This is a genomic window from Bacillus sp. TH25 (assembly GCF_016650935.1).
Lineage (GTDB): Bacteria > Bacillota > Bacilli > Bacillales > Bacillaceae_G > Bacillus_A > Bacillus_A mycoides.
In genome coordinates this window covers 142,885-155,295 of record NZ_JAEKEU010000002.1, presented here as the reverse complement: position 1 = coordinate 155,295, position 12,411 = coordinate 142,885, and the positions used below count along the sequence as shown (strand labels likewise).

The 12,411-nt window shown below is 34.3% G+C and carries 13 protein-coding genes and 1 pseudogene; 5 read left to right on the top strand and 9 right to left on the bottom strand.

Features of this window, described 5'->3' with window-relative positions; genetic code table 11:
* Positions 1 to 52: 52 nt before the first annotated feature.
* Positions 53 to 847, top strand: coding sequence for a sugar phosphate isomerase/epimerase family protein (locus JFT89_RS00845; protein WP_002065082.1), 795 nt, complete (start codon positions 53 to 55; stop codon positions 845 to 847).
* Between the two features lie 70 nt (positions 848 to 917).
* The gene (locus JFT89_RS00840; protein WP_002065084.1) at positions 918 to 1,301 is read left to right on the top strand and encodes a VOC family protein; all 384 of its coding nucleotides are present in this window, start codon (positions 918 to 920) and stop codon (positions 1,299 to 1,301) included.
* A gap of 44 nt (positions 1,302 to 1,345) precedes the next feature.
* Here JFT89_RS00840 and JFT89_RS00835 read toward each other — a convergent pair whose 3' ends face one another.
* On the bottom strand, positions 1,346 to 1,984 hold the full coding sequence (locus tag JFT89_RS00835; protein WP_016094178.1) for a zinc dependent phospholipase C family protein: 639 nt from the start codon (positions 1,982 to 1,984) through the stop codon (positions 1,346 to 1,348).
* Between the two features lie 29 nt (positions 1,985 to 2,013).
* Positions 2,014 to 3,000 carry a quinone oxidoreductase family protein gene (locus JFT89_RS00830; protein ID WP_201039359.1) on the bottom strand — a complete coding sequence of 329 codons (987 nt, stop codon included), beginning with the start codon at positions 2,998 to 3,000 and terminating at the stop codon, positions 2,014 to 2,016.
* Positions 3,001 to 3,207: 207 nt separating this feature from the next.
* Between JFT89_RS00830 and JFT89_RS00825 the strand changes: the two genes are divergently transcribed.
* Together JFT89_RS00825 and JFT89_RS00820 are read left to right on the top strand one after the other, a co-directional pair.
* Positions 3,208 to 3,786, top strand: a complete 579-nt coding sequence (locus JFT89_RS00825) for a sigma-70 family RNA polymerase sigma factor (protein WP_002065087.1) — start codon at positions 3,208 to 3,210, stop codon at positions 3,784 to 3,786.
* Positions 3,783 to 4,463, top strand: a complete 681-nt coding sequence (locus JFT89_RS00820) for a DUF3600 domain-containing protein (protein ID WP_016094176.1) — start codon at positions 3,783 to 3,785, stop codon at positions 4,461 to 4,463. The genes JFT89_RS00825 and JFT89_RS00820 overlap by 4 nt, the downstream gene beginning before the upstream one ends.
* A gap of 54 nt (positions 4,464 to 4,517) precedes the next feature.
* Here JFT89_RS00820 and JFT89_RS00815 read toward each other — a convergent pair whose 3' ends face one another.
* The 4 genes from JFT89_RS00815 to JFT89_RS00795 all read right to left on the bottom strand — a co-directional run bounded on the left by JFT89_RS00815 (position 4,518) and on the right by JFT89_RS00795 (position 6,867).
* The gene (locus JFT89_RS00815) at positions 4,518 to 4,760 is read right to left on the bottom strand and encodes a hypothetical protein (protein WP_002065089.1); all 243 of its coding nucleotides are present in this window, start codon (positions 4,758 to 4,760) and stop codon (positions 4,518 to 4,520) included.
* Positions 4,761 to 5,070: 310 nt separating this feature from the next.
* Entirely contained in the window at positions 5,071 to 5,505 is a 435-nt protein-coding gene (locus JFT89_RS00805) for a hypothetical protein (RefSeq protein ID WP_078181557.1), read from the bottom strand.
* Positions 5,506 to 5,590: 85 nt separating this feature from the next.
* Positions 5,591 to 6,562, bottom strand: a complete 972-nt coding sequence (locus tag JFT89_RS00800) for an MBL fold metallo-hydrolase (protein ID WP_016094174.1) — start codon at positions 6,560 to 6,562, stop codon at positions 5,591 to 5,593.
* A 95-nt stretch (positions 6,563 to 6,657) separates the two neighbouring features.
* Positions 6,658 to 6,867: a DUF3925 family protein gene (locus JFT89_RS00795; protein ID WP_002127081.1), complete on the bottom strand. Its 210-nt coding sequence runs from the start codon at positions 6,865 to 6,867 to the stop codon at positions 6,658 to 6,660.
* 230 nt (positions 6,868 to 7,097) lie between these two features.
* On the opposite strand from JFT89_RS00795, the gene bsaA reads away from it, so the two are divergent.
* Positions 7,098 to 7,580, top strand: a complete 483-nt coding sequence (gene bsaA, locus JFT89_RS00790) for a glutathione peroxidase (RefSeq protein ID WP_002065095.1) — start codon at positions 7,098 to 7,100, stop codon at positions 7,578 to 7,580.
* A gap of 96 nt (positions 7,581 to 7,676) precedes the next feature.
* On the opposite strand, the pseudogene JFT89_RS00785 reads toward bsaA, so the two are convergent.
* From JFT89_RS00785 to JFT89_RS00775, 3 genes and pseudogenes are all read right to left on the bottom strand, one after another.
* Positions 7,677 to 9,903 (bottom strand): annotated as a pseudogene (locus tag JFT89_RS00785) (transglutaminase TgpA family protein).
* Positions 9,900 to 11,114, bottom strand: a complete 1,215-nt coding sequence (locus JFT89_RS00780) for a DUF58 domain-containing protein (RefSeq protein ID WP_201039358.1) — start codon at positions 11,112 to 11,114, stop codon at positions 9,900 to 9,902. Before JFT89_RS00780 ends, JFT89_RS00785 begins: the two are co-directional and overlap by 4 nt.
* The gene (locus JFT89_RS00775) at positions 11,114 to 12,076 is read right to left on the bottom strand and encodes an AAA family ATPase (protein WP_016094172.1); all 963 of its coding nucleotides are present in this window, start codon (positions 12,074 to 12,076) and stop codon (positions 11,114 to 11,116) included. The genes JFT89_RS00780 and JFT89_RS00775 overlap by 1 nt, the downstream gene beginning before the upstream one ends.
* Positions 12,077 to 12,411: the final 335 nt, after the last annotated feature.

Sequence of the window (12,411 nt, the reverse complement as noted above, 5' to 3'; positions counted from 1 at the left end):
AAAGAGAGTCGAATATTAAACTGATGCGAAATAATAAAAAGAAGGTACATATATGGATAGGAAATTAGGAATGTTTTTGAATACGAAACATATTGAAGTAAACGAAGGAATAGAAAAAGCAAGGGAATGGGATTTAGAATATATTCAATTATATGCTATGAATAAGAACTTCAATTTAGCTAATATTTCAAAGGCAAAATGGACTACTTTAAAGAAAAGGTTATCTTTTAATGGAATAAAGGTTCCATCATTAGCAATTAACTTTGGAGAAAATGGAATTATAGGAACGGAAGTTGACAGTGCAATAGAGCAGTTTAAATACATTACTGACAGAGGTTTGGATCTGGGAGCAAAGATAATAACAGCTCATATCGGGAAAGTTCCAGATAATGAAAAAAGTGAGTCCTATGATAAAATGGAACGAGTTTGTTACGAGATAGGGGATTTAGCATTCAAATTTGGAGGAGTCTTCGCTATTGAGACGGGGTCTGAAAAAGCATTAGTGTTAAAACGATTTTTAGAAACTATAAACTCAAAAGGACTAGCTGTTAACTTTGACCCAGCAAATTTAATAAGTGATGCAAATGAAAATCCGGTAGAAGGTTTATTACTATTAAAAGATTATATAATACAAACTCATATTAAAGATTGTAAAGGAGTGAAAAGTGATAGTTCAAGTAAGTATATAGAAGTAGCAGTAGGAAATGGTGAAGTAGATTTCGATATATTCTTCAAGGTATTAGATGAAATTGGATTCGACGGATATAACATGATTGAAAGAAATGATTATTTTGACGAACTGAATGGGATGAGTAGGTCGATAAATTTTGTGAAGAAGTACATATAAACTCAAAAGGAATAACAATAGCACCTGTAGAAAGCTACATAGAATGTAAAAAACAATTGGAGGAATACAAATGATTCATAAAATCGGACAAATTATGTTATATGTAAATAATCAAGATAAGGCAGTAAATTTTTGGACGGAAAAGGTAGGATTTCATGTAGTAGCAGAGGAAGATAACAAGCAAGGAATGAGATGGATTGAAATCGCTCCAACTAAAGATGCAGAAACGAGTATCATACTACATAATAAAGAAGTGATTTCGAAAATGAGCCCAGAATTGAATCTTGGTACACCGTCTTTAATGTTCTTCTCAGAAAATCTTGACCAATTATATACAGATTTAACAAATAAAAATGTTACAGTGGGTGAAATGGTAACAATGCCTTCGGGTAAAGTGTTTAACTTTGCTGATAGTGAAGGGAATTATTTTGCGGTTATGGAAAAGAACAAATAATGATATTGTTATGTGAAAATCCCCCTCGTAAATAATGAGGGGGATTAAATATTTGAAGTCAATTTTTTATTAACGAGTTGTTCTATAAAAAATGTTCCTTTTTCAATTGCAGTCTCAATATAACCAACGATTTGATCAAATGAAAACACTTGTAAGTTTTCGTGCAAGTGTTGCTCAGGATATAGCATATCTTCAAAAATATATTGCCGAAAAGCTAAAACATTCTCTCTAGAAACCTCCTCGATATTCACAATGTTAGCCTCTTGATTAAGTAGGGCGAAGAGCTGTTGTTCTTTATCGTAATGATGCAACAATTGTGCGTTCAATAATTTAAAATCGTTATAGTACATAGGTGCGATAGTTTCGTCGTTTTCTATTCTGTTTTTAAGCCAAGGTAGAAAAAAGCCGCTTAGCCAATTATCATCAGCAATGAGGTGGGTATAATAACCTAAAATATAAGGGGAATCCATATGATCTTCGTATTTATGAATAAATGAATCATAATCTATTCTTCTCGTATAGTTCTTCGTTGTACCAGCGTAAAAATGTGAAGTTCCTTTTTCTTCTTTTGAATGAACAGCATCAGGAGCTACACCACCAAGTAAGAAAGAAGTTTTATCTTGAATAGATAGTTTCTCTGCAATACCGCTCGCGATAATGATATGCATAATTCGTGATCCCATGAATAACACCTCTATTTCATGTATTCATTTTAGGGAGCTGTCTGAACGTGTAGTATTACTTTCCCTGTACTTTGTCTACTTTCGACCCATTCATGTGCTTTCCCTGCATCTTGAAGAGGAAAAGATTTCGTAGCTTTAATTTGTAAACTTCCATCGCGTAAATAACGGAAAACTTGATTCGCAGTTTCTTGAAGCAATTCAGGACGTTTTTTTCGTGTAGTGCCAAAGCTGAAGCCGAGTATAGAACGGCAACTTGCGTGTAAATCTTTCGTTTGAAAACTACCAACTTCTCCGCTAGCATTGCCGAAATGGACGAGACGACCGCAATAAGCAAGGCAGTCTAAACTTCTTTCGGACACAGTACCAGAAATAGAATCTAAAACAATATTAACGCCTTCTCCGTTTGTAAGCTGATCTACCCTCTCTACAAAATCTTCATCTTGATGACAAATAACATAATCAGCGCCAGCATCTAAAGCAATTTTTCTTTTTGCTTCACTTCCGACAGTCCCGATTACTTTTTTAGCCCCTAATAATTTTGCGAGTTGAATCGCAGTAGTACCAATTCCTCCAGCAGCGGCATGAATTAGAACAGATTCACCTTGCTGAAGTCTTGCAATATTTGTAAGTAAATTGTAGCTTGTAAAAGATACGATAGGGCAGGCAGCTGCAGTTTGGAAATCAACTTCATCAGGTAATACAAAAGTAAGATTTTCGTTCGCGACAACATATTCAGCGTAAGAGCCATTTTGAGGAAAAGTAATGACACGCTGGCCAGGATAAATATTTTTCACATGAGAACCTACGTGTTCTACAATACCAGCTGCATCTATCCCTGGAATAAAAGGTAAGGATTTGTTTCCTTTTTTGCCATAACGTGATTTAATATCGGCGAAATTAACACTAGTAGCGACAACACGAATTAAAACTTGATTGTCTGAAATAGCCGGCATCTCCACGTCTGTATATTTCATCACTTCAGGACCACCGAACGAAGTTACAATGATAGCTTTCATATAATATCCTCCTAAATTTGACTATATAAATCATTTTAAATCTTCATTAAGAATTGGAAAATTATATAATTGTTATGCAAGGTTATAAGTGAAGCTTATGAAGTCATTGGATCCTTATATTAATTTATTTGAAAAATATTTGAAAGAAATCGAACGAAATATCGTTTGCTTGCCAATATATAGTGTAGGACAAAGGAGGGATGGTATATGAAGGATGAAACAGTATACACAGAACTAATCCAATTAACTTTATCAGGCAATAAAGAAGCGTATAGTGAGTTGTATGATAAAACGATTCAAGAAGTATATAAGACAGCACATTTTTTAATAGAGGATAAAGCAGATATAGATGATGTCGTTCAGGAAATATACATACAGCTATATGAATCGCTTCGTAAATATGATAGTGAGAAGCCATTTCGTCCATGGTTAATTGGACTTGCGATTAAACAAATTCATTCTTATAGAAGAAAGAGGTGGATGCGACTGCGAATTGTAAAAAAAGCAGAAGAGCAAAGAAAACCAGTACAAATTGATTTTTCTAGCGATGTTGTAAGTAAAATATCAAACCAAAAATTAATTGAACTCATTCATAAATTACCATATAAATTGAAACAAGTTATTATCTTAAGATACTTACATGATTACTCACAAGAAGAAGTAGCACAAATATTACATATTCCAATCGGTACAGTGAAGTCTAGAATTCATGCGGCATTAAAGAAACTACGCCAAAAAGAACAAGTAGAAGAAATCTTTTTAGGAGAGGTAGGGAATGTGAAATGAGCTTAGATTGTAGAGTTAGAGAATCTATACAAGAAGAAGCGAAGGGGATTATTGCCCCGCCGGAGTTAAAAGAAAAAGTAATTGTTCAGATTAAAATGAAGCGAGGGGGGAACAAAAGGAAGAAGCGCCTTATTGCAGGAGTACTTGCAGCAGCATTTTTAATTCCGACAACGGGTTTTGCTTATCAATCTATTATGGCAGATGGTATATACGGATCTTTTGAGAATTTAAAAAAACATGCCGGAGCGATGACATTAGAAGCGTATATGCGTTTTAATGCAAAGTTATCACAAGCGAAAGATGAAATGGGTGTAAAAGAATATGAAGAGTTTACAAAAGAACTAAAGAAATTAACAAATGCAAAGCTTGAGTACGGGGATTCGAACGGTAATATTGATTATGATCAATTATCATCAGCTAAAAAAGAGGAAATGAAAAAGGTAGAAATGGAACTTCAGCCGTATTTTGATAAATTAAATGGGCATAAATCTAGTAAAGAAGTATTAACTTCAGAAGAGTATGAACAATATATGGAAGCGTTAATGTCATATCAAACTGTATTAGTAAAAGCGAAATCGAGTGGTGGGATAACAGTAGAAGAAGTACCTGAAGCGTATAAAGAAAGATTTATTAAAGCAGAACAGTTTATGGAGTATGTAGATGAAAAGGTGAGATAAGTAAAAAAGCTCATAGCTTAAGCCGTGAGCTTTTCTTATTGAAACGTAAATATATTAACCACCTATTCCTTTTGCTAGCAATAAGAAATATACAAATACTAGTATTACTGCATTTAATGCTGTACCAACTATTCCGAATAACCAATTTTTTGATGCGATCGCAAAAATAATTCCGAGTAATGAAAGTATGCCTAAAATCGTAATAATTAAAGTTAAATTTGCATGAGGTCCTCTTAAAATAAAGAAAGAACATATACTTGCGAGAAACGTTAGAAACGAGAAAGTCCCTAATTTCATAATAAGTCTCCCTTGTTTGAAATGTATTTTGACTTAGTGCACGACTTTCTTAAGTTTAACATAAATTTCCTATTGCCGATTAAAAATATGAACAATAAAAAACGAGTATAAAATCTATGCGATTTCATACTCGTTTTGTTATTAATTAAATTTCCTTACCGCATGTATAGCAACTCTTACAAGGAGTATTGCACTTATAAATAACCCACCATAACCAACGGCACTTAAAAATTGAACATTAGGTTCTTTTGCATACATGTCAGGGCAGAATTATCTTGATTTGCTTAATAAAGTGAAAGTGGGAAATCACTTAGTTATATTCCTTACTATTCTCTTTGTCTTTTTGTATAAAACAATCTAAAAGAGAATAGCCAGCTATTAAACTTATTATCGTAACAAAAGTTGTATTTATAAGAATAATATTAGCTAAATAAGGTAGGTATGCACCAACTGGTGAAAAGAGTAGAGCTGGAGAAAAGGAAATGAATAGCGTCGGCAACGTAATCGCGATAAATTTATCCGGTTGAAAGCGCCAGTTTTGTTTACTCGTTTCGCGATTAATGGATTGAAGGAATCGTAATAAAATGCCAACTATAAGAGGGAAGAGTGTAAAGTAGAATAATCTTGGATAAACGTTAAAGTTCACCTGCGCGTCTGTATCTAAATAAAATTGAATTTTCACTCCGACAAATAATAATAAGACGATAAATAAGGTGAAGCAGAGATATAGCATCACTTTTTGCATTACATTCCACCATCCTTTACTCAAAATATATTCAAAAAAAGAAGAGATATACAATAACTACTGTTGTATATCTCTTCTTTTACGGTTATTTAATAGTGGAGTTTGCTTTTTCTTGCTTCGTGAAATAATCTATAATGCCCATCGCGCTAATTTCTATATCTAGATGTAAAATGTTATAAACGGAATGATCTGATGGAACGTTTAACTTTGTGAGGTGAGAAGAGATCTTATCCATTAATACAGTTTGTAAAGCTTTAGTCGCTTCATCGAAATCATTATACTGTTCAAAGACCTCTTTACCAGTATGAACGAAAATAGGTAGCCAATGTTCCAGTTGGTTATATACTTCTGTAACATTGGATGATGCACCGTAATGACCGAAATAAATAGTATCTACATTCATACTTTGAATGTGATTTTTAGAAGCAATCATCGCATCTGGTTGGAATTGTGAAGGGGACGTTGATGGTAAATATAGTTCTACACCAAGGTCTGCGAGTTCTCTATAATAAATTCCAATTGTATCGCCAGTAAAAATGCCGTTTGTTAATGAATCGTGAATACTAATATGGTGTTTAGCATGCCCCGGTGTATCGTAAAATGTAAGTGTACGGTCTTCGGCAATTTTTAACGTATCACCATGTTGTACAATACGAACACGTTCTTCTTCAATAGGAAGAATTGGATCAAACAGTTTATCGAAATCTTCTTTGTATACAGCTTTTGCGCCTAAAATGAGTTTTGTTGGATCAATCATATGACGAGCACCGCGAGAATGCACATATAAAGTAGCGTTTGGACACTTTTCCATCATTAAACCAGCAGCCCCGGCGTGATCTAAATGAACATGTGTAACGATAATGTTTTTTACATCATTTAAATTAATATGTAATTGTTGTAAGCCGTCTAAAATATACGGAAGAGAAGGGGCCGCACAAGTTTCAATTAAAGTAATATCGTCACCTAATAAAACGTACGTACCAGTTCGTTCATTATGTTGTAAATCAAAATCATCAATAAGATATAGGTGTGAAGATAACTGCTCTACTTTTTTCATCGTTACCACTCCTTAGTTACTGTATGTTTCTATTATACGCTAAAATAGAAAAAGGCAGAAAACGAAAGCTCGTCTTCTGCCTTTTTAAAGTGTTGTTATTTCGTTTGTTCTTTATTGATAGACATAACGAACAGTCCAACAATGCCGCCAACGATCGGGAGCATAATTTCTCCTGCTAAATTAAAGTAGGAGCTTAAAAATAAACCATTTACATCGATTACCCAGCCAATAACATACAATAACATCATATATAGTACGAAATAAAACTCGCGATTTGAAATCGTTTCATGTTGTGCAGTTTTCATAATGAACACCATCCTTTTCTATTATAATGGAAATATAAACTGTCACATTTTGTTCACAAATTAATTGTAAAACTTTCCATCATAAAAGTCTAGTATATTGTGTCGAATTTTCGAACGAAAATAAAGCGCTATCATTCCGGTATGTGAGTACGTAATAAGAGCTGTATATTCACGAATGTAGTATAGTATAGTATAAACATAGAATGAGAGTGAAGAGAGGGGTATGAACAATGACAGTTTATGATTTTTCAGCTAAAACAATAACAGGAGAAGAAAAATCGTTAAAAGATTACGAAGGAAAAGCACTTCTTATTGTAAATGTAGCTAGTAAATGTGGATTTACACCACAATATAAAGGGTTACAGGAAGTATATGATAAATATAAAGACCAAGGACTAGAAATACTCGGTTTCCCTTGTAATCAATTTGGGGGACAAGAACCAGGCACAGAAGCTGATATTACTAGTTTTTGTGAATTGAACTACGGTGTAAACTTCCCAATGTTTGCGAAGATTGATGTGAAAGGTGATAAGGCTCATCCTCTCTATACATACATGACAGAACAAGCACCAGGTTTACTCGGTATGAAAGCAGTGAAATGGAACTTTACTAAGTTTCTAATTGGAAAAGACGGGAAAATAGTAGGGCGTTTTGCGCCGCAGACGAAGCCGGTGGATTTAGAGGTTGAGATTGAGAAGGTGCTTGGGGAATAATTAGGAGTTAGCTATCTTTTATTATGTTTACTAAAAAACACCTCAAAGAACAAAGTAGCTCTTTGAGATGTTTTCTTTAAACTCACATTATCAAGATTAAATCACTCTATCGTAGTCGTTTGATTTAGGCAGAGAAGCTGCTTTTTTCATAAGTACTTCCCATAAGTGTACGGATGTCTTCCATGCGGCTGCGGCCTGTTCCTTTTGATACATAGCGTTCTCATAACTGAAAGTAAGTTGTTGCATATCGGCCGAATTGTAAAGTGTATCGATGTGGAGAGCGTATTCTCGGAATGTTTGACTTTCACCCCGTGGTATGCCGATTCTCGCAAATTGTTTTAAAAGTGCACCGTAAGCTTTTTGATAAACAGCATCATCTTTTCGGTATTTATAGAAAAGAATAATAAAAAATGTAATCCATTTCATTCTAGTGGTGAAGAGAATGTATCCGATGATACTAATCGGTATCGTAGAGAGGAATACGTACCACCAAGAAAAATCATTTTTGGAATTTGTGATCTTTTTAGTAGAGGCTTCTTCTGTATTTTCTATTAAACTTTTGAGCTTTGCTTCATTGTTCCGTTGGTGTATTGGCTCGTTATTAGAATTATTTACTTCGTTATTTTGTGAAGTAGAAGCAGGAGTATTATTTGTAAAATTATAGGGATTGGTAAATCCTTTTGTTGGTTCGAATGGAATCCATCCGTATCCTGGGAAATATACTTCGACCCAAGAGTGTGCGTTATTGTTCGCGATTGTATAAACATTCTCACCTTCTGTACTAGCAAGTGTATTCTCCAGAGTTCCTTCTGTAAATCCTTTTACCCAGCGAGCAGGAATCCCGGCAGAACGAAGTAACACGATCATAGATGTCGAAAAATTATTGCAGTAACCGCTTTTTGTATCGAAAAGGAATTGATCTACATAGTCTTGGTTTTTGGCAGGGTATAAGACATTCATTGTTTCGTATACAAAAGAATTGTCTGTAAAGTAATTTTCAATAGCTAATACTTTATCATATCGGTTGTCTTTATCATTTGTAAGATTGACAGCCAAGTCTTTTACTCGCTGCGGTAATGATTCGGGAAGTTGTGTGTACTTTGTCATGAAATAAGGACTTGTTTCATGACCTTCATTCGTTTTTACAGATTTCAAATTTTCTATGGAAAACTCCGGAATCTCATATGTTACTTTATACGAGTTTAAAGTAGTAGAAGAGTCTCCGTGCATCGTATAGATTTTTTCTGAAAATGGGTCAACGCTGTATGATACATCAGAAGAAGCATCAACAGATACTAATCCTGCTGGATAGGTAAGGTGAGGATAACTTTTTTGCATGGTGATTGTTGCTTCGGTTGTTTCCGTTTTTGTATTTTGTTCGTACCAACTCACGACGTCGTTTTTATTTTTAAAAGAAACCTTTTTCGGGTTTTCAGAAACCTCCCAGCCTTTTCCTGTATAAAAATCTTTTGTTTCTACTCTCCAATATTGTTTGTTTTGCGTTTGTGCTGTAAAAACAATTGTATTATCGGCCTTAAAAGGACCACCTAATTGCGAGTCATATAAACCATACCCAATTTTAGAAACTTCTTGTTCTTTACTTGCTTCGGATGTGTTGAATTTTAAAAAATTCATTGGGTTTGGCCATTGAGGGCCAAATTTTGGAGCAAAGTATGCGATGGTTGCTGACAATACAATAAATATTGTAAGAGGTCTAAGTAATTTTGAGATTTCTCTAGCATAATTTTGTAAGTGTTCCATCTCTTTTATTCGTTCTATTTGAAGAAGACTAAGTATAAAAAAGCCGATGACAACAGTACGAATAATAGCGTAGTTTGCATTGTATAAATGTAAGTTATGAAAAGTTGTGATATAAATAATAGTCAATGCAAGAAATAACAACCCACGTTTTTTATGAATCATCCAAAAAGAGATGAAAGCACTCAAAAACCAAAATGATAGAAAAAATAATAATGTTGGAAAAACTGGAGAAATATCTAGCAAATTCCCTTGAAATAACAGGGAGGAATTTCGAGAAATATCAGAAAAAATTTCGTTAGCCAAGATGGATTTATAAAAGCATTTTTATAATACAGGAAATGAATGATGAATAAGATCGTGACGATCTTTATTGGAATCTGCCACCTTGTTTGAAAAAAGAGAGAGTGAAGCAAATTCCTGTAAATATTACAAAAATATCTAATCTACCTACGTTTGTAATACCTATAAGGGGTCTTAGCCATTCTAGTAAAAGTAGAAGTGCACATACATGCATGAAGAATCTGCTCATATCCCATTTGTATTTTGTTCGTAATGTTATCATTTGCTCACCTCAAAAAACACGTTTGTATACCGGTTCCCATAAACCACATTTACAAATATTTTTCGTTTTTGTAGAGTTTCTAGAATACTTAGTTCTCGATGTGAGAGTTGATTTGCTTTTTCTTTCACGACAAACACCATTAATTTTCTGTTTTTTATAGCAGCAAAGTCAGCCGCCTTTTGAATATCGGGAGAAAGATCGCTTGTTACGAGTATAATCGTTACGGGCTCATAAATTTTTCTTAATTCCATTTCTACACTCCGGGAGAGCGGGAATACACTGTCCGCTTGTACTTTCGCTAAATGACAAAAGATTTGATGCAACTGAGTATCTCCATTGTTTAAAGGGAAAATAGTTTGTTCTTTTCCGACAGACACGAATGATGCTGGTGAATTTTGCTTCAAGACAGCCCTCACAATAGAGGCGGTAAACGTTACGACTGATTCGAATAGAGGGGACTCAGTTCTGTCCATAAATATCATAATATTATGGCTGCGCTGTTGTTCAAACTCTTTCGTCATAATATTGTTTGTTCGTGCAGTTACTTTCCAATCAATCCATGAAAAGCGGTCACCAGGTTTATATTCTCTGACACCGACAGAGACTGTAGAGTCTTTTGCTAAATTTATATTTGCTGAAAGTGCCCCTTGTTCGAAATGATTTTCCAATTGTCGATACGTTATATCTACATACTGGGGATAGACTAAAAATGCATCTGGAACTGAAAAAGTTACTTCTTTCTCCATCATACCGAATAGATCACCAGTTTTGACACGTACGCTTGAAAAAGTGTGCTCTCCTCTAGGGATTGTGTCAATAACATATTGAAACGAAATATTCCGTTTGAATCCTGGAAAGAGTATTACCTTATTCACCTTCGTTTGTATACAACTTGTAAATTGTGGTGGTAGTTCATCTTCTATAACTAAATAAAGTAAGGGAAAAGGAAATTTTCTTTTTATTGTAATAGTGCTTAAAAATTGTTCTCCTGCTGCATATTCATTTTGGTTTGTTATTCGTTTTACTTCAGCGTCTCGTAAAGCGTAGAAGGGAAGTAGTAGTGAATAAAGACCAATAGGAATCGTACTGTAAAACAAAAACCAACTTACAAATCCTCCTTGAAGCATAGCGTACACAAATGTTAAGACTAGGCATAAAGGGATTAGCAATAACTTCGTAACGTGATATAGCGCCCGTAGTAGTCGTTTCATCAAAGGTTCTTCGTCCTTTGAGTCGGCACAGTAGTTCGTGCAACGATTTTGGTGATAACTTGTTCTCCTATTATTCCTTCAAATCTTGCTTCCATTTTTAGAATGAGTCTGTGAGCTAAAACGTAAGGAGCTAAAAATTTAACATCGTCTGGAATAACATAATTTCTGCCATGGATGAATGCATAAGCTTGTGAAGCTTTCATTAAAGCGATTGAGCCGCGTGGACTTGCACCTAGCTGTATAGAACTATAAGAACGAGTCTGACTAACAAGCTTTACAATGTAATGCTTGATTGCTTTGTCCATGCTTACTTCCCGTACGCTTTGTTGTAAATAAAGTAATTCTTTTATTGTAGTAATAGCTTGTAATTGAGAGAGTGGATTTGTTTTTTCCATCCGGTTTAAAATTTCAAATTCTTCTTCTGGTGTAGGATAGCCCATTTTTAGCTTCAACAAGAAACGATCGAGCTGAGCTTCTGGTAAAGGGTATGTTCCCTCATATTCGACCGGATTTTGTGTAGCCATTACAAAGAACGGTTTTGGTAACGGTCTTGTAATGCCATCTATTGTGATATTGCCTTCTTCCATACTTTCAAGTAAGGCAGATTGTGTCTTTGGAGATGTACGATTAATTTCATCAGCAAGTACAAAATTCCCCATAATTGGTCCAGGCTTGAACTCAAATTGGAGTTCTTTTGGATTATAAATAGAAATACCTGTTACATCTGACGGCAGTAAATCAGGTGTGAATTGAATTCGCTTGTAATCAGCATCAATTGATTTAGAAAGAGCACGTACTAGCATAGTTTTCCCGACACCGGGAACATCTTCTAATAGTACATGACCTTCAGCTAAGAGAGCTGTTAAGGCTAAGATCGTTTCTTTTCGTTTCCCGACCATTAATTTTTCAATATTGGTGATTATTTTTTCTACTATGGGATGTAATGAATCAAGCTGGGGCATTGTAATCCTCCTAATTTTATTATCTTTTCTAATTCATTTTTATGTTAAAGAAAAGGAGTTCCTTCATTTTAATGCAGTATAATAGTAATCTAAGAGGTAAGTAGGAATGGTTTATATAAGTTCATATTGAGAACTTATATAAATAGGAAAAAACTTAAATGTTAAAAAATCATGGTGATATACTTTATAATTTCTATGTCGCCAAAGGAAATCCTACTCATAATTTTATGAATATTCAGATTATACATGCAGATAACATCTAGTATAATTGTTTCCGTAATTAAGGGCAATACAGTAAATAATGATTTGTAGTTTTATCCCTCTATTTGCGGGCT

Bases quoted from the DNA above. Each gene is read 5' to 3' on its own strand.
- JFT89_RS00845 (WP_002065082.1), top strand. From the start codon at position 53: ATGGATAGGAAATTAGGAATGTTTTTGAATACGAAACATATTGAAGTA.
- JFT89_RS00840 (WP_002065084.1), top strand. From the start codon at position 918: ATGATTCATAAAATCGGACAAATTATGTTATATGTAAATAATCAAGAT.
- JFT89_RS00835 (WP_016094178.1), bottom strand. From the start codon at position 1,984: ATGGGATCACGAATTATGCATATCATTATCGCGAGCGGTATTGCAGAG.
- JFT89_RS00830 (WP_201039359.1), bottom strand. From the start codon at position 3,000: ATGAAAGCTATCATTGTAACTTCGTTCGGTGGTCCTGAAGTGATGAAA.
- JFT89_RS00825 (WP_002065087.1), top strand. From the start codon at position 3,208: ATGAAGGATGAAACAGTATACACAGAACTAATCCAATTAACTTTATCA.
- JFT89_RS00820 (WP_016094176.1), top strand. From the start codon at position 3,783: ATGAGCTTAGATTGTAGAGTTAGAGAATCTATACAAGAAGAAGCGAAG.
- JFT89_RS00815 (WP_002065089.1), bottom strand. From the start codon at position 4,760: ATGAAATTAGGGACTTTCTCGTTTCTAACGTTTCTCGCAAGTATATGT.
- JFT89_RS00805 (WP_078181557.1), bottom strand. From the start codon at position 5,505: ATGCAAAAAGTGATGCTATATCTCTGCTTCACCTTATTTATCGTCTTA.
- JFT89_RS00800 (WP_016094174.1), bottom strand. From the start codon at position 6,562: ATGAAAAAAGTAGAGCAGTTATCTTCACACCTATATCTTATTGATGAT.
- JFT89_RS00795 (WP_002127081.1), bottom strand. From the start codon at position 6,867: ATGAAAACTGCACAACATGAAACGATTTCAAATCGCGAGTTTTATTTC.
- bsaA (WP_002065095.1), top strand. From the start codon at position 7,098: ATGACAGTTTATGATTTTTCAGCTAAAACAATAACAGGAGAAGAAAAA.
- JFT89_RS00780 (WP_201039358.1), bottom strand. From the start codon at position 11,114: ATGAAACGACTACTACGGGCGCTATATCACGTTACGAAGTTATTGCTA.
- JFT89_RS00775 (WP_016094172.1), bottom strand. From the start codon at position 12,076: ATGCCCCAGCTTGATTCATTACATCCCATAGTAGAAAAAATAATCACC.